General features: G+C 35.9%; 14 protein-coding genes. 2 read left to right on the top strand and 12 right to left on the bottom strand.

The genetic code is table 11. The annotated features are described in order from the left end of the window. The first annotated feature begins 241 nt into the window (after nt 1-241). Together ACY2V1_RS05680 and ACY2V1_RS05685 are read left to right on the top strand one after the other, a co-directional pair. Nucleotides 242-751 carry a LysM peptidoglycan-binding domain-containing protein gene (locus ACY2V1_RS05680; RefSeq protein WP_461833828.1) on the top strand — a complete coding sequence of 170 codons (510 nt, stop codon included), beginning with the start codon at nt 242-244 and terminating at the stop codon, nt 749-751. Nucleotides 752-930: 179 nt separating this feature from the next. Continuing rightward, nucleotides 931-2754: a triose-phosphate isomerase gene (locus ACY2V1_RS05685; protein ID WP_461833829.1), complete on the top strand. Its 1824-nt coding sequence runs from the start codon at nt 931-933 to the stop codon at nt 2752-2754. A gap of 57 nt (nt 2755-2811) precedes the next feature. On the opposite strand, the gene ACY2V1_RS05690 is transcribed toward ACY2V1_RS05685, so the two are convergent. The 12 genes from ACY2V1_RS05690 to ACY2V1_RS05745 all read right to left on the bottom strand — a co-directional run. Continuing rightward, nucleotides 2812-3687: an SDR family oxidoreductase gene (locus ACY2V1_RS05690; RefSeq protein ID WP_461833830.1), complete on the bottom strand. Its 876-nt coding sequence runs from the start codon at nt 3685-3687 to the stop codon at nt 2812-2814. A 12-nt stretch (nt 3688-3699) separates the two neighbouring features. After that, nucleotides 3700-5586, bottom strand: coding sequence for a SurA N-terminal domain-containing protein (locus ACY2V1_RS05695; RefSeq protein ID WP_461833831.1), 1887 nt, complete (start codon nt 5584-5586; stop codon nt 3700-3702). A 4-nt stretch (nt 5587-5590) separates the two neighbouring features. Further along, on the bottom strand, nt 5591-7525 hold the full coding sequence (locus ACY2V1_RS05700) for an aconitate hydratase (protein WP_461833832.1): 1935 nt from the start codon (nt 7523-7525) through the stop codon (nt 5591-5593). 3 nt (nt 7526-7528) lie between these two features. Then, a complete protein-coding gene (locus tag ACY2V1_RS05705) occupies nt 7529-7969 on the bottom strand; it encodes a hypothetical protein (RefSeq protein WP_461833833.1) in 441 nt (146 codons plus the stop codon). Next, on the bottom strand, nt 7950-10601 hold the full coding sequence (gene mutS, locus ACY2V1_RS05710; protein ID WP_461833834.1) for a DNA mismatch repair protein MutS: 2652 nt from the start codon (nt 10599-10601) through the stop codon (nt 7950-7952). The genes ACY2V1_RS05705 and mutS overlap by 20 nt, the downstream gene beginning before the upstream one ends. Nucleotides 10602-10735: 134 nt before the next feature. Next, complete coding sequence (locus ACY2V1_RS05715; protein WP_461833835.1) at nt 10736-11065, bottom strand: LapA family protein; 330 nt, start codon at nt 11063-11065, stop codon at nt 10736-10738. Between the two features lie 27 nt (nt 11066-11092). Then, nucleotides 11093-11581, bottom strand: coding sequence for an HIT family protein (locus ACY2V1_RS05720; protein WP_461833836.1), 489 nt, complete (start codon nt 11579-11581; stop codon nt 11093-11095). A 16-nt stretch (nt 11582-11597) separates the two neighbouring features. Beyond that, a complete protein-coding gene (locus ACY2V1_RS05725; RefSeq protein ID WP_461833837.1) occupies nt 11598-12047 on the bottom strand; it encodes a TIGR00725 family protein in 450 nt (149 codons plus the stop codon). A gap of 12 nt (nt 12048-12059) precedes the next feature. Continuing rightward, the gene (locus ACY2V1_RS05730; RefSeq protein ID WP_461833838.1) at nt 12060-12800 is read right to left on the bottom strand and encodes an amino acid ABC transporter ATP-binding protein; all 741 of its coding nucleotides are present in this window, start codon (nt 12798-12800) and stop codon (nt 12060-12062) included. Beyond that, on the bottom strand, nt 12793-13581 hold the full coding sequence (locus ACY2V1_RS05735; RefSeq protein ID WP_461833839.1) for an amino acid ABC transporter permease: 789 nt from the start codon (nt 13579-13581) through the stop codon (nt 12793-12795). Before ACY2V1_RS05735 ends, ACY2V1_RS05730 begins: the two co-directional genes overlap by 8 nt. Before the next feature lie 53 nt (nt 13582-13634). Further along, complete coding sequence (locus ACY2V1_RS05740; protein ID WP_461833840.1) at nt 13635-14375, bottom strand: basic amino acid ABC transporter substrate-binding protein; 741 nt, start codon at nt 14373-14375, stop codon at nt 13635-13637. 259 nt (nt 14376-14634) lie between these two features. Continuing rightward, the coding region (locus ACY2V1_RS05745) for a CBS domain-containing protein (protein WP_461833841.1) at nt 14635-17291 on the bottom strand (2657 nt) is incomplete at its 5' end.

The raw sequence follows: 17291 nt of genomic DNA on the forward strand, positions 1-17291 counted from the left end.
AACTCGTTGAGGGTCAAATAATAAAATTCTTGGAGACTGACTAATCCAAAAATTTGAAACAAATTTTTGATACTTCTAAAAAAAATTGAGAGATATTTTAATATCTCCTCATTTGAATTAAAGGAAAACTCCAAAAAAATATAAAAATTTGTTTGATAAAGTAAAAAAAATAGGTTAAAGAGGATTGAGCTGTAACGGCACTCGAGAAGAAATCAATCAAAAAAATGTTAGGAGGTATAAAATGGTGAAGACTGGAAAAATTACTATTTTCTTATTTATGAGTATACTGTTAATGACGTCTGGGTGTTCGCTTTTTAAAAAGAAAAAAACAGTTGCTGTTACCCCGGAAAAAAAAGTAGCAGCCCAGAAACAGGTGAAAGAGACCAAGCCAAAACCACAACCAGTTGTTACAAAAAAAACTCCTACCCGTGAAGAACTATACAGAATGAATTACCAAAAGCTGCCAACATCGCACACTGTAGTAAAAGGGGAATGCTTGTGGTGGATAGCAGAATATAAACAAATTTATAATGATCCATTTATGTGGCCACTTATATACAAGGCCAATAGAGATAAAATAAAGGATCCCGACTTAATTTATCCTGGCCAGGTATTTAGAATTCCAAGGGAATTTTCCTTGGAAGAGCTAAAGATGAGCAGAAAGTCTGCTGGGGCACCAAGACCGTATCTTCCTCCAAAAGATGCAAAAATACCAGCGGACTTGAGGGCAGAGCTTAACTGGGATTTTTAAAAAAGTTCCAGTTATTCCCCGCCTTAATTTTTAGGGGTCATAACATGACCCCTACTATAAAAAATTCTCTTATAATCTTAATAGAACAGATCAATTAATCCTGTGTTTTTTTGGGATATCTGAACGTAGGGATATCCTCTCATTTTATAATGAAATATCAACAAAAGTAGGAGTGAAATATGAACTACTCATTTTTGCATCTCAAATCCTTGGGTACAAGACTTGAATTAATAAACCCTGAAGAACCCAATCTTTTCAGGAAACTATATCCATATAAAAAGGTCTGTAGAATCAGTTTTGATGATACCTTTGTGTTACCTAGACCTGCTGAACCAATGATAATAACAGATACAACTTTCAGAGATGGTCAACAGGCACGTCCCCCCTACACTGTGGAACAAATCAGCAAGATATTCGATTTTCTTCACGAACTTGGTGGAAGAAGTGGACTTATCAGACAGTCAGAATTTTTCCTTTATTCAAAAAAGGACAAAAGGGCTGTTGAAGAATGTTTGGCCAAAGAGTACAGATATCCACAAATAACTGGGTGGATAAGATGTAACAAAGAAGACTTAAAGCTGGTAAAACAGATGGGGTTAAAAGAAACAGGAATGCTCACTTCTGTATCAGATTATCATATATATCTCAAACTGGGTAAAGACAGGAAAAAGGCCATGGAGGATTATTTAGAAGTAATAGAGATGGCCTTAGAACTTGGTATTGTCCCCCGGTGCCATTTTGAGGATATAACAAGGGCTGATATTTATGGTTTTTGTATTCCATTTGCCCAAAAATTAATGGAACTATCCACACAAAGTGGTATGCCTGTGAAAATAAGGCTGTGTGACACCATGGGCTACGGTGTCCCCTATGCTGGTGCTGCCCTGCCAAGAAACGTTGGTAAAATCATAAGGGCGTTTACAGATGAGGCAGAGGTCCCTGGCAAATGGCTGGAGTGGCATGGGCACAATGACTTTCACAAGGCACTAATCAATGCCTCCACTGCCTGGCTTTATGGGTGCTCCGCAGCCAATGGGACATTGCTGGGCTTTGGGGAAAGGACGGGAAATGCTCCAATTGAAGCCCTTGTGATCGAGTACATATCCATCACTGGGGACGATGATGCTGCAAACACACATATAATAAGTGAAATCGCTGAATATTTCCAAAAGGAGCTAAAATACAATATTCCCCCTAATTATCCATTTGTTGGTAGGGATTTCAATGCAACTAGTGCTGGAATACATGTAGATGGACTTGCCAAAAACGAAGAGATCTACAATATTTTTGACACAAAACACATATTGGGAAGAGAGGTACCAATAATTATTACTGATAAATCTGGACGTGCTGGAATTGCTTACTGGCTAAACCACCACCTCAAATTAACAGGTGACAATAAAATCACAAAAAACCATCCAGCAGTTGGCAAAATCTACAAAAAGATCATGGAACAATACAATAAGGGAAGAACCACATCTATGTCCCATGAAGAGATGATGGGCCTTGCAAAGAGATATCTCCCAGAATTATTCCAGTCTGAATTCGACTATCTCAAGGAAACCGCCCACAGGGTTGCAGCTAAGATTATCAACAAGCTATGCGAGGGCATAACAAAATTAGACAAGCAAAGCATACAGGGAAAATTCAATGAATTACTAACAAACTACCCATTTATCCAATTTGCCTATCTTACTGACCAAGATGGTAAATTATTTACATGGGTAATAAGCCATCCAGAGGATAGGTCAAAATTTAAACAACTCGTGGAAGGAGAGGACCAATCTGACAGGGAGTGGTTTAAGGTGCCCATGCAGACAGGTAATATGTTTATAACAGATTTCTACAGATCTGTTTATACTGGAAAGTTGTGTCTCACTGTATCCTCTCCAATATTCAATGAAGAGGGAGACATAATAGGCGTATTTGGCGCTGATATCAGGTTTGAAGACCTCCTCAAGATCCACAATGAATTAGAAGAAGAGGAACAAGAAGAGGAATAATATAAACTTGGGCCAGGGATTATACTTGTCTCTCTCCTGGCCCAGTTTTAATACTTTCTATTCTACGTGATTTTTATAATGAGAAAAAATATATTCCCTCAAGGCAAGCATCCATGACCTTGGTTTTTCTCCAAGAAAATCTATTAATTTTGAGACATCAAGAACACCATACTCTGGAAATTTCCCTTTCATTGACTTGTCTTCTTCAACAACTGGTTTAACCACACAATGGCGCCCAAGTAAGTTTATAACTTCCTGTGCAATCTCACATAAACTGGCCTGGCCGCTATTTACAACATTATAAATACCTATTGCCTTTTTTTTGAGTAGCTTCTGTGTATATTCAGCAAGGTCTAGGGTATAAGTTGGAGATGCTATATTTTTATGACACGCACAAATCTTATCATTTTCTAAAACAGTTTTAATGATATCGTCCACATAATTTGCTGCCCATGGACCAAAAGGCCATGAAGTTCTAATAATAAACCACTTGGTTAAATTACCATTAATAAGAACTTCTTCTCCTTTTAATTTTGATAACCCATAAACAGACTTTGGATTTGGCTTGTCCTCCTCTGCATATGGTACATTTCTTTTACCATCAAAAACCATATAAGTACTAAAATGAACTAAATAGGTGTCCCAATGTTTTAATATTTCAACTATTTTTTTGGGCAGCTCAAAGTTCACCCTATTGGCCAACTCAGGATTTTCTTCTGCACTAAGGGGCAAATTATAGGAGACAGCATTTAAAACAACATCAGGTTTTATATCTATTAAATATTCAGACAACTTAGCAAAATCCAGGACATCAAATTCAGATTTATCGTGTAGGATTAACTCATAGCCAGGATCCTTGGAGAAGACAAAAGAGAGAGCCTTTCCAATAAGCCCTCTCTTACCTCCTAATATAACAACTTTTGACCTTCTCATGGCACGCTTAAATTATCCCTGTAAAAATTCAGGATTTAAAATCTCAATTTTAGCATTTTTTCTTATTCCATTTAAAAAATCCCTAAAAATAAGTTCTTTTTTCCTTTGCTCTGCCATTTTTTCCCAGAAGACCTTTTGCTCTTTCCAGGTTTTTTCATCTGGAGCCTTGATTTTTTCTAATTTTGCTATCACAAATTTTTCATCAACTTTATAAACATCAGGAAGCCATTTACCTGTCACTGCCAATAGCAAATCCTTTGTCAAGGCATCGCTAAAACCCAAATTTGGGATATATTTATTTGATAATTTAAAAAACTCAGACTCCTTAATTAATTCATTATAATTTTTGGGGACATCTCCTTTTTTAAGTATCTTTAATACCTTATTTGCATTTTCCCTTGCAAGTTTTTCTGACTTTTGCCTTTTTAATTCCTTTAAAATAATCTCTTTAACTTCCTTTAAGGTCTTTATCCTTTCTGGAATATCCTTAATTTTTTTAACTATCATATATCCATTTTTGATGATTATTGGAGTCTCATATACCTTGTTGTTTTCCATTAAAAAAAGCTGGTCAATATCCTCTGGTTTTAGATTAAATAGAGTTTTAATCTCTTTTTTGGAAAGTAGTTTGGTACTTTGAACAGTCAAATCTAATTTATTTGCAGCACTGTCTAAACTATTTGTATTAAATACTAGGTCCAAGGCCTTATCTAAGTATTCTTCTATCTTATCCGTTGCCTTTTCCCTGGCAAGGGTATCCTTTATATCCAATTTTACCTCATCCAAAGATTTATAGTGGGCAGGCTTTATGTCCTCAACTAAAATAAGATGGTATCCAAATATGGTTTTAACAGGACCGCCAATTTCTCCTTTTTTTAAAGAAAAAGCCAGTTGTTCAAACTCTTTTACAGTATCTCCTTTTTTTATCCATCCAATATCTCCACCATCCTTTGCACTGGGCCCTTGAGAATACTTTTTTGCCAATTTATGAAAATCTTCACCCTTTTTTATCCTCTTTAATATCTTAATTATCTTTTTCTTGGCCTGTTTACCATCCTTATCGTTTTTGTCTATTTTAATCAAAATATGAGCTACTTTTCTTGTCTCAGGTTCATAAAATTTGGATTTATTTTTTTCATAATAAGATTCTATTTCTTTATCTGTCACATTCATTAATGGAGCAAGACTATCAGGTGTTATCTTTATATATTTTATCTTTATCTTTTCTGGTTCTTTAAATTCATTTTTGTGTTCATTATAAAATTTCTTTATTTCATCATCTGTGACTGATACCTTATCTACATAATCTTTGGGATCAAATACAATGTATTTTATCTTTCCCTCTCTCATTATAAAATTATATAAATCTCTGATCTCTGAATCTGTAACAGTAACTGATGACGTAATAAGTTCTTTTAAGGCCTTAATTCTCATATCATTTTCAACAAGGGATTCAAATTCTGCTGGTGTTAAATTATTTGAAGCAAGTATCATTTCATATCTTTTTGGATCGAACACCTTGTCTTTGTCCTTAAAAACATCCATAGAGGTTATCTTATTTCTTAGTTGGGTAGAAGATACATAAATCCCTAATTCTTTAGCCTTTTGAAGGAGCAATCTTTGATTTACAAGCTGATCAAATACTGCCTTTTTTAGTCCAAACCTCTTTAAATCTTCACTGGTCAAATTTGGATTTTGCTTTAAAATCCTCTCATATTGACTTTGATAGGCCTTTAAAAAATCCTGGGTCATGATTGGCTCGCCATTTACCTTAGCAAGCACACTCCTTTTATTTACCCTAAGACCACCAACGCCCCAGAACACAAAAACCAGTATAATAACACCAAAAATGAGTTTGATCCCCCATGAACGTGCATTTTTTCTCATCCCATCTAACATGAATTTATTCTCCTTTATTGTTTAGTTTCTCACTAACATAAGCCAATCTTCCACCAGACAAAATTATCTCTAACTCTTCCTCACTTAAATCATTTGTTACAAAAATCTTTTTTGATATATCTTTAATTGTTATTTCTATATCTTTTCCAGCAGAGATGTCTTTTACTGGAATCAAAATCTCGTGTCCTACTTTAAATAGATCATAATCTTGTTTGTTTTTTATAATCAAAGGAAGTATTCCGAAATTTACCAGATTTCCCCGATGTATCCGTGCAAAGGATTTGGCGATTATACACACTATTCCAAGGTAACGGGGTGCAAGGGCTGCATGTTCTCTACTAGATCCCTGACCGTAATTTTCCCCACCAACTATTATACCACCACCATATTTTTTTATCCTTGGCACAAAGTCCTTATCAACCCGTGAATAGATGTATTCACTTATTGCAGGGATATTTGACCTAAGAGATGTGACTTCTGCACCTCCAGGTAAAATATGATCAGTAGTAATGTTGTCTCCCACAACAATTGCTACTTTTTTTTCAATTACATCCTGCAGGGGCTCAAACTTAGATAATGGAACAATATTTGGTCCCCTATAAATTTCAATATCACTTGTATCAGCGAGGGGAAAGATATAGTGTTCCCTAATTGAGGGCATTTTATCTGGAAGATCAAAATATACAGGTTCTCCCCATTTAGCTGGGTCTATAAATTTTCCAGAGATTGCAACATGGGCCGCTGTAATTGGACTGGTTAAATATACCTTAGCATCTAATGTCCCGCTCCTTCCTTCAAAATTTCTATTAAATGTCCTAACACTAACTCCTCCACTAATTGGAGATCCCCCCATACCTATACAGGGACCACAAGCACATTCTAGCACCCTCACCCCAGCATCAATAAAATTTTCAAAAATTCCTTCTTCAATCAATTTTTTAACAACCTGCCTTGAACCTGGAGAGAGCAGCACATCTACGTCTTTATTTACGTGTCTTCCCTTTAAAATATTTGCTGCCATTTTTAGGTCCAAATAAGAAGAATTAGTACAAGACCCAATTGCCACTTGATCAACTTTCAAGCCATCTAATTCCCTGACTGTCACCACATTATCAGGCATGTGGGGACAGGCTGCCATTGGCTCTATTTTTGATAGGTCTATTTCTATAATCTCATCATACTCACATCCATCATCTGCTCTCAAAGGCACAAAATCATGCTCTCTGCCCATTAATTTAAAAAATCTTTTGGTTTGTTCATCACTTGGAAAGATAGATGTAGTAGCTCCAAGTTCTGCACCCATATTGGTAATTGTTGCCCTTTCAGGCACTGTCAAAGTCTTTACTCCTTCCCCAAAATACTCCATTATTGCACCTACACCACCCTTTACTGTGAGTTTTTTAAGCAAATACAAAATAACATCTTTGGCAGATGCCCATCCTTTGAGACTGTTTTTTAAGAGTACACCTATTATCCTCGGCATAGGCAAAGTATATGGCTCACCTGCCATTGCCAGGGCAACTGAGAGTCCTCCAGCACCCATTGCCAAAGATCCAACTCCTCCAGCAGTAGGAGTATGGCTATCAGATCCAAGCAATGTCTTGCCTGGAACTGCAAAATTCTCCAGATGGAGTTGATGGCATATGCCATTTCCTGGGGGAGAAAATATAACCCCATATTTCATGGCAACTGTTCTCAAATATTTGTGGTCATCTGGATTTCTAAAACCCACCTGAAGTGTATTGTGATCTACATAACTTACAGATAGCTCAGTCCGCACCCGAGGAACACCTATTGCTTCAAATTGTAAATAGGCCATTGTGCCTGTTGCGTCCTGGGTTAAGGTCTGATCAATTTTTATCGCAATCTCCTTTCCATAGATCATTTCTCCATCTATAAGGTGTGAAGAAATTATTTTTTTTGCAAGATTCATCTTCATACACTACTTCTCCCCATCTAAATTTTTTACAACAATAATTTCAGAAAAAACTGGCTCCAACACCTTGAATTTATTTATACCCACAATCATTAGCCTTGAGACTTTATGTCCTTTGTTTTTGCAGTATGTCAACAAAAAAGAATTATGTTTTAGATGTAAATACTTAGAGGAAAGGGGATATCTTATCCTAAGGGTAGGTTTAAATGGACATTTAATACATGAACTAAGCTCTTCTACCTCTAACAAAAGCTCTTTTATATTTTTTGTATTACCTATGATATTTCCATTTATATTTAGACAATCATTCTTTTTATAGACTACAATTTTTCCAAATTTAAATGTATCTTCATCTGTTATAGGTGTAGGCCACTTTTTTCTTCCGCAAGAAAAAAATAAAATCAATATGAAAAAGATACAAAATAATTTATAACTGTTTTTTTTCACTTAACTTCTCCTTCCACGTATATAATATTTCCAATGCCTTTTTTGGAGTAATGTTATCCAGATTTAACATAAAAAGCTCCTTTAATATGGGATGATCTCCATCATAAGATGAAGTTTCCTTAATTACATTTTTTTCCTTTCTTTTAATTACCTCATCTAAGAGCACGAAAGAATGTCTTTTCTTTACTTTTTTTCCCTGCACCTTCACCATTCTATTTTCCAACATCTCAAGAATCTCTTTTGCCCTGTTTATAACATTTTTTGGAAGACCTGCCAGTTTTGCAACTTCAATTCCATAGCTCTTGTCAGCAGGACCAGGCAATAATTTTCTCAAAAAAATTATGTCTCCTTTATATTCCTTTACAGCAATATTTAAATTTTTAAGGCCTTTAATCTTTCCTTCTAAATCCGTCAACTCATGGTAGTGTGTTGCAAAAAGTGTCCTTATTCCACCATACTTATTTGCTAAAGATTCCACCACTGCCCATGCAATGGAAAGTCCGTCAAAGGTGCTTGTTCCCCTTCCAATTTCATCTAAAATTACCAGACTCCTCTTGGTTGCCTGTTTTAATATACGAGCAGTTTCTAACATCTCCACCATAAAGGTAGATTGTCCAAGTGCAAGCTTATCTGAGGCGCCCACCCTTGTAAAAATCCTATCGCAAATCCCTAAATGGGCTTGTTTTGCTGGCACAAAAGATCCCATCTGAGCAAGGATACAGATTAAGGCAACTTGCCTTAAAACTGTAGATTTTCCTGCCATGTTAGGACCAGTTATCAAGAGTATCTTTGATTCATCATTTATTTCTATGTCATTTGGAATGTAATTACTGCTCCCAATAAATGATTCTACTACTGGATGTCTTCCTTCTTTTATCCGTATATTTATATCTTCACTTAACTGAGGCCTATTCCAGTTATATTTCTTTGCACAAATAGCCATGGCACCATAAAAATCCAGTTGTGCCAAAATAGAAGACATGTTCAATACCCTGTCCCTATATGCAACTACCTTATCTCTTAATTCTAAAAACAATCTATATTCCAATGATTTTCGTCTTTCCTCACTGGTCAATATCTTATCTTCAATCTCCTTTAACTCATCTGTTATGTATCTTTCACTATTAACCAAGGTCTGTCTTCTTATAAAATACTCTGGAATAGGGCCTTTGTAACTCTTTGGCACCTCAAAATAATATCCAAATACCCGATTATAACCCAGTTTTAATTTGGAAATTGATGTCTGTTCTTGCTCTTTTCTGAGCAACTCTCTTAGTTTTGACTCTCCATGTTCTGCATATTCAATTAACTCGTCAAGCTCATCATTATATCCCTGTTTAAATATCCCGCCATCAGTTATAATGTGTGGTGGATTGTCTTTTATTGCATTATCTAATAGATTATATAGATTATCTAAGTTGTCCCAGTTTGAGACTATTTCTTTTAATCTATCAGGCAGCGTAACATTTTGTGATAATACATTTAAAATACCAGGTAGTTTTTTAAGGCTGTTTTTAAGCCAAAAGAAATCTCGTGGATTTGCCCTATTTAAAAAAATTCTATTTATAAGTCTTTCTAGATCACTAATCTCTTTAAGATTTTCAACTAAATCTTCTAATGATTTAGAGTTGTTAACAAAAAATTCAACAACATCTAAATCAAAATTTATCTCTTTTAAATCTCTTAATGGGTATTTAAGCCTATTTACCAAAAATCTACCACCCATAGGGGTCTTGGTCTTATCTAATAAATAGAGCAATGTTCCTTCACCCCGTTTACCATCAAGGGTCTGAAATAACTCTAAATTTCTTTCACTCACCTCATCAATTATCAAAAATTTGTCGAGATTTATAATCCTTATCGGTTTTATGTGTGAGAAATTTTCATTGTGGGTCTTATTTAGATAGAGAATAATCCCGCCACAGGCTTGGATTAGTTCTTTTTTTGCGTCAATTCGTGGTAAAATTAGGTTATCCCCTAAAAAATGTTGATCTATTAATTTTTTTGCCCTTTTAAAATCAAACATCATTTTCGGAAGATAAGTGATTTTTGGATTTAAATGGGAATATTCAGAAGGGAGGTAGTAGTTTTCAGGACAGATTATTTCTGCGGGGTTTACCTTACATATCCACTTCCATATCTCTTTTAGGTCCTTTGAATAAAAACCAAGCCACTCACCTGTTGAATAATCTATCCAGGTGGCGGCCCCAATTGAGTTTGAGTTATTAAAAAAAATAGATGCCAGGAAATTATTGTTTTTAGAAGTTAAAGTAGATTCTTCTACTATCACTCCAGGAGTGAGTACCTTTGTCACAGCCCTTTTTACAAGTCCTTTTGCCTTTTTTGGATCTTCTACTTGCTCGCATATTGCCACTTTATAGTTCTTCTCAAGAAGTATCTTTAAATATTCATCAACAGCATGAAAAGGCACTCCACACATAGGAACAGGATTTTCATCATTAGGATTTCTGGAAGTTAATGCAATTTGTAATTCCCTGGATGCAATTTCAGCGTCTTCAAAAAAAAGCTCATAAAAATCCCCCATCCTGAAAAAAAGAAGGGCATCAGGATACTGTTCTTTTATGGAGAGATACTGTGTGAGCATTGGAGTTAATTTCTTTTGAGCAGTCATAGATGTGCCTTAATAATTTGGATAAATGAGATTATGGATGAAGGGAGTAAGGGTAGATGGGATTAATAATATCCACCCATCTACCTATCCAAACTAACTAAAATGAAAAGTAGTAAAGATTCATGGCTAAACATTTATTCTTCTTGCTCCTCACCTACCTCCTCTTCTTCAGGAGCCAGTTGAGCGAGCTCTTCTTCTAACTGTCTCACCCTGGATTTCAAGGATTTAACTTCTGCACTCAGCCTTAACTTTTCCCCTAAAAGATATAAAAAAGAGACAATGGCACCTAAGGCAAAACCAGTTAGCAAATATACATAAAGGGGTATTGGACCGCTAGCCCATTTTATGCCAAAGATGTCAAAATTTAATGCTATTTTCTCAGTAATAAAAACTGAATTTTGAATAAAAAATACTATACCACATAAAAAGACAATTAGAAAAAAAAGCATTTTAATAAATTTCATAGTAAACTCCCTTATTTTTTATAGTTATTAAAATTTAACTCCATCAAAATGGGGTTTTAATTTCTTATAAGTTTTAGCCAAGTGCTCTGGAATTACGTTTGTCTCAGAAAAAAGGGCCATAAAGGAGTGATCGCCCTTCCATCTAGGCACAAGGTGAAAGTGTAGATGCTCTTCTATCCCGGCCCCTGCTGCCTCTCCTATATTTAGTCCAATATTTATCCCATGGGGATTAAATACCTTTTTTAATATAGTGACACTTTTAGACAACACCAGCATCATCTCATTTAGCTCATCAGGTGCAAGTTCATCTAAAGAATACACATGTCTGTAAGGCGTAACCATAATATGTCCTGAACTATAAGGGAATTTATTCATAATGACAAAACAAAATTCTCCTCTCCATAAAATTAATCTTTCTTCATCTTCATCTAAAAAATCCTTTATGCAAAACACACATTCATCTGGTTTAGGACCCAAAATATATTCAATCCTCCAGGGTGCAAATAATCTCTTCATAAATACTAGCTCCCACTCAAATTTTTTTTATCTTTCTTATTATGCGAATAACATCTCTTGGGTCTTTGGCAGGTATGACCCCTTTAATCTCTTTCCACCTACCAAGTGCTATTACTGGTCTATCTATTTTTTTGGCAAGGGCAATCTCAGATAATGTGCCATATTCACCAGATACAGCCACAACAATATCTCCATTTAAAACCACCAAAAAATTTCTCATCTCTCCAAGGCCAGTTGCTATTGGATAAGTAATATATCTATTTGCCTCTTTTACATCTCTACCTGGCAATATTCCAATAGTAGTACCCCCGACCATGGCAGCACCCTGGGCAACTGCTTCCATTACTCCTCCACGTCCACCACACACAATTAAAAAGCCCTCTTTGGCCAAAAGTCTGCCCAAGGCCATTGCTTCGTTATATATTGTTGGGCAGCACTCACCAGCACCAATTACAGATATCCGCATAAGCAACCAACCTTATAATATCTGACTCAAAAATTGTTTTGTCCTGGGATGGATTGGATTTTTAAAAAAGTGTTCAGGCGTTCCAACTTCCACTATCTTTCCACTATCCATAAAAACTACCCTGTCTGCAACCTCCCTTGCGAACCCCATCTCATGGCTAACAACAACCATTGTCATCCCTTCTTTTGCCAGATCCTTCATAACATCTAATACTTCACCAATCATTTCAGGATCCAGTGCAGATGTTGGCTCGTCAAATAACATAATCTTTGGATTCATTGCAAGGGCCCTGGCAATGGCCACCCTCTGTTGCTGTCCTCCAGAGAGTTGTTTTGGATAATTGTTTGCCTTATCCTTAATACCCACTTTATCTAAAAGATTTAAGGCTATCTCTTCTGCCTCTTCTTTTGACAATTTTTTTAATTTAATGGGTGCCAGGGTGAGATTTTCAAGCACAGTCTTATGGGGAAACAAGTTAAAACTTTGAAACACCATACCTAGAGAAGTCCTGATTTTATTTAAATCCACACCAGGCTGTGTAACATCAACTCCATCAACAATTATTTTCCCAGATGTCACTTTTTCAAGTTGATTGATTGTCCTAAGAAGTGTGGACTTTCCAGAACCACTTGGCCCTATTATTACTATTTTTTCCTGTTTAAACACATCCAGATTAATATCTTCTAAGGCCAAAAACTGTCCAAAATACTTATACACGTGTTCTATTTTTATTATTGCATCTTTTTTATTCATAGGGCGTTAGTCTCTTCTCCATATAGCTTACACATTTAGACAAAAGCAGGGTTATAACCAAATAAATAAGCGCAATCATCGTAAATGTCTCAAAATAATGAAAAGTAGATGTTGCATATTCTCTTCCTCTTCGAAGCAAATCTGCAACAGCTATAATAGATACCAGGGAGGTGTCTTTTAAAAGGGCTATAAATTCATTTCCAACAGGCGGTAAAATGGTCCTCATTGCCTGGGGCAGGATCACATATAACATGGTCTGTCTCTTGTTAAAACCAAGGGACATGGCAGCTTCTGTCTGACCTTTATCAATGGACTCTATGCCGGCACGAAACACCTCTCCCATATATGCCCCATAACAAATTGTCATGGCCAAAATAGCGGCAAAAAAAGGCGGAATCCTCGTAAAACTCCCAACCGCATAATATATATAAAAAAGTTGGACCAATAGAGGAATTCCCCTTATTACCTCCACATAAGTGGAAGCAATAAGATTAATGGCCCTATTTTTTGATATCCTTCCAAGTCCAGTTAAAAGTCCTACAAAAAAAGACAAAACTATTGAGATAATAGTGACCTCAAAGGTCACCACCACTCCGTCTGGGACAAACTTCAAAATCTCAAGATAGGGATCTGGCTTAATTACGCACAGAGCAATAATAATCCCTATTGACCCAAAAAAGGCAATCCTCCAGGCAGTAAACAGACCTTCATCCTTTTCTATAGGTATAGCTGCACCATCTGTTACTTCAATTTTCACCTCAGTTGTTTTTTTCTCATCCATACATATCCCTCATAAATAGGACATGGCATACCCAAGCCCTATAAGAAATCAATTTATTTTATCCATTTTTTGATTAATTTTGCTTCAATACCCTTTTCTTTTACTGCCTTTATTCCCTTATTTATTAAATCCAAAACTTCCTTATTTCCCTTTTTAACTGCAATACCATAGTATTCAACATCACCAGTCTCAATAATACTTGCTATTTTTAGCTTGTCTTTAAACCCCTGTTTTTGCTTTGCATAATTGGCTGCCACAGGATCATCACATACTACGCCGTCTAGATTACCGTTTATTAAATCCTGCATGGCAAGGCCTATCTCATCATAAGACTTAGCAACAACGCCTTTTACCTTTTTAATAGCAAAATAACCAGTTGTTCCAATTTGGGCGCCAACCTTCTTGCCCTTTAAATCTTCCAGTGATTTTGCCTGGCTGGACACTGGAACAACCAATGCCTGTCTTACTTTATAATATGGGATGCTAAAATCCATGGTCTTTTTTCTCTCTTCAGTTATACTAACAGAAGAGCATATTGCATCATAATTTCCACCAGCAAGCCCAGCAAAAATACCGTCCCATGCCACATTTTTAAATACTGGAATAAAGCCAGCCTCTTTTGCTGCAGCAGTCATATAATCGATTGAATAACCAACTATCTGTTTGTGTTCATTTACAAACTCCATAGGTGGCCATGTTGCATCCACAGCAAATACAATTGTCCGTTTCTTTGCCAAACCAACACTTGCCAAACTAAGCAATACCAAAAGGAAAATAACGACCTTGTTTCTCATAGAATACCTCCCATTTTTTTATTAAATTAAAAAAAATATTAAACAATAATCAAGCAGACTAATTGGTGTTAATACTAAGAATTACCTAAAAATGCAACTTTATTTAAGACAAAAACAGGCAACCGTTACCGTATTTGGCCTAAGTTTGTCAAAGTTTTTACCAAAGTTAGATTAATTGTTGAATATTATAAATATTTACCTTTCAATCTGATAAATCCTTTAATAACAACTAGTTTTGGTCCAACGGGACAAATTTAAATTAGGCGTTTTTTCCAACTAATTTTCTTACCAACTCTAATTGGGCATCTCTGTGTGGTGCCTTTCCATCAATCTTTGCCTTAAGGACTTCCTTTAAAATATATCCGTATTGGGGACCAGGGACTATACCCATACTCTTCAAATCATATCCAGTAATATCTATTTTCATATCCTTTAATTTGCTCAAATATAGAGAAATTATCTTTTTTATCTGCTCTAATTTTGATGATGCCATCAAAAATAAAATTCCCTCCACAGGCACAGGAGACAAAATAAAGTATAAATCACTAAGTGGACCTCGATTTTTTTGATACTCATATAGTCGTTGTCCAACACTCTTTATTTGTTCTGCAATTGATGTTAGAAGCTCTGTCTGAGTTTTAGATAAATTCAATCTATTGGCAACAGAACTGAGCTCAACTGTATTTGACTCATAAGTTAGACCCAAAAAAAAGACCACCCATCTTGTGGGCGAAGGAGATGTGTATAAAAGGGAATACCAATCTAAAACCTTTTTTATTTCCTCTAATATCCTAATTTTCTTGTTGTTTAATTTTAATACTGGATGAATTTTATATAATATGTCAAAGGACTCCATCCTCTTTAGACAGGGAATTGGATCTTCCTCTTCAAGGATTAGTTTTAACTCATGAAATATCCTGCTACCAGAAAGTTTATTAAGCATATCCAACTTTAAGGCATTTTTAATCAATCTTTCTGTTTGCACACCCAGTGTGAAATTGTACCTCTGTTCAAATCTAAGGGCACGGAGTATCCTTGTTGGATCTTCGATAAAACTAAGTGAATGTATGACCCTAATCTTTTTTTCCTTTATGTCTTTTTGGCCACCAAAAAAGTCAACGAGTTTTCCGAAATTTTCTGGATTTAATTCAATGGCCAAGGCATTTATTGTAAAATCCCTTCTAAAAAGATCTAATTTTATTGAAGAGAGTTCCACTGTTGGAAGTGCTGCTGGATGCTCGTAGTATTCCAACCTTGCTGTGGCAACATCTATCTTCTGTCCATCTGGCAGAATTACCACTGCAGTTTGAAACTTTTTATGGGCCCTGATCCTTCCTCCTAACTCTTTGGCAAACCTTGCAGCAAATTTAATACCATTTCCTTCAACTACTATATCAATGTCCAGATTAGGACGAGACAAAAGTATATCCCTCACAAACCCACCCACTGCATAGACATTGTATCCCAGTTTCTGACCAAGCTCACCAGCCATTTTTAAAATATTAAATATAGGCTCAGGCAGTCTACTTCTCATAAGGGATTTTATGTTTTTGTCTTGTCTTTTTTCAGGCAAAAAAGCTTCTGGTATCCTGGCTGGCTCTTCTACCATCCAGTTTATTAAATCTGTACGGGTCACCACTCCAATCACCTTGTCATTTTCTACTACAGGAACAAGCCTCTGACGCTGATCAATTATAATCTCCATTACTTTATATAAACTGTCCTTGGGTTTCACAGTGGATATGTTTGTCCTCATATATTCAGCCACAGGCAAATTGCCCAATCCATGGGAACTTGCCTTTTCTGCCACTTGATGTTCTAAAATTCCAACACACCTTCCCCCTTCCTTGTCTAGAACAGGAACTGCCTTTAAACCATAATGAGTCATAATATGGGCAGCCCTTGCTAGGGGCTCTTTTTCAGTGACACACCTTGGAGGTGATGACATCAAAAAGGATACTTTTATTTCTGGATTTATGTGGGAATAAAGTAAACCAAATAATTCATCTTCCACCTGAGACAAAGTTTTGTCTTTTATAGTGGCTGAAGCAGCATAAGGATGTCCACCACCACCTAATGACGCACAAATTTTTCCAACATCCACATTGGGAAGTTTGCTCCTTGCTATAACAAAAATACGATCCTGCATCCTTGCTATGACAAAGAGGACTGAAATGTTCTCTATTTCTATCAATTTATGGACAACAACTGCAAAATCCTTCACATATGAATCGGTTGAAATTGTTGCAATGTATATATCAATACCATTAATATTGTGGTTAGTAAGGGACTCAATAAGATCATTTAAAAGAGACACTTGCACAGCATCTAAGTCCTTGTGCATAAACTCTGAAATCAAGACCACATCCATACCTTTTTTTCTAAGCCAGGCTGCAGCCTCAAGATCCTCAGGTTTTGTTGATGAAAACAAAAACCCCCCTGTATCCTCATAAATTCCCATACCCATTATAGTTGCTTCTTCAGGAGTAATATGAATTCCCTTATCTTTTATTATTGATACCAAAATAGAAGTAGCTGCACCTATTTCTTTTACCACTTTTTTATCAGCATCAACATCTTCTTCTGTATCAGGATGGTGATCAAAAACATGGACTTCAACATCTCCCTTTTCCAGAATTTGTCTTATGTGGGGCACGCGGGATTTCTGTCTTGTATCACATATAACAACCCTTTTAACTGCATCCTGATCAATATCTTTTATTGAATAAAAATTAAGCAAATATGTTGTGCTTTGAATAAAAAAATTCCTCATAGATTTTTCCTGAGTTCCAGGAAAGACCAAAACAGCCCCTGGGTAGAGTTTACCTGCGGCTACCATTGAAGAAATACAGTCAAAGTCAGCATTCATATGACAGGTAATAATGGTTTCAGCCTTAATTTTTTTTCTCTGGTTCA

Source organism: Desulfothermus sp. (assembly GCF_053993635.1).

Excerpts from the sequence above, each read along its gene's own strand:
- ACY2V1_RS05680 (WP_461833828.1), top strand. The coding sequence starts at position 242 with ATGGTGAAGACTGGAAAAATTACTATTTTCTTATTTATGAGTATACTG.
- ACY2V1_RS05685 (WP_461833829.1), top strand. The coding sequence starts at position 931 with ATGAACTACTCATTTTTGCATCTCAAATCCTTGGGTACAAGACTTGAA.
- ACY2V1_RS05690 (WP_461833830.1), bottom strand. The coding sequence starts at position 3,687 with ATGAGAAGGTCAAAAGTTGTTATATTAGGAGGTAAGAGAGGGCTTATT.
- ACY2V1_RS05695 (WP_461833831.1), bottom strand. The coding sequence starts at position 5,586 with ATGTTAGATGGGATGAGAAAAAATGCACGTTCATGGGGGATCAAACTC.
- ACY2V1_RS05700 (WP_461833832.1), bottom strand. The coding sequence starts at position 7,525 with ATGAAGATGAATCTTGCAAAAAAAATAATTTCTTCACACCTTATAGAT.
- mutS (WP_461833834.1), bottom strand. The coding sequence starts at position 10,601 with ATGACTGCTCAAAAGAAATTAACTCCAATGCTCACACAGTATCTCTCC.
- ACY2V1_RS05715 (WP_461833835.1), bottom strand. The coding sequence starts at position 11,065 with ATGAAATTTATTAAAATGCTTTTTTTTCTAATTGTCTTTTTATGTGGT.
- ACY2V1_RS05720 (WP_461833836.1), bottom strand. The coding sequence starts at position 11,581 with ATGAAGAGATTATTTGCACCCTGGAGGATTGAATATATTTTGGGTCCT.
- ACY2V1_RS05725 (WP_461833837.1), bottom strand. The coding sequence starts at position 12,047 with ATGCGGATATCTGTAATTGGTGCTGGTGAGTGCTGCCCAACAATATAT.
- ACY2V1_RS05730 (WP_461833838.1), bottom strand. The coding sequence starts at position 12,800 with ATGAATAAAAAAGATGCAATAATAAAAATAGAACACGTGTATAAGTAT.
- ACY2V1_RS05735 (WP_461833839.1), bottom strand. The coding sequence starts at position 13,581 with ATGGATGAGAAAAAAACAACTGAGGTGAAAATTGAAGTAACAGATGGT.
- ACY2V1_RS05740 (WP_461833840.1), bottom strand. The coding sequence starts at position 14,375 with ATGAGAAACAAGGTCGTTATTTTCCTTTTGGTATTGCTTAGTTTGGCA.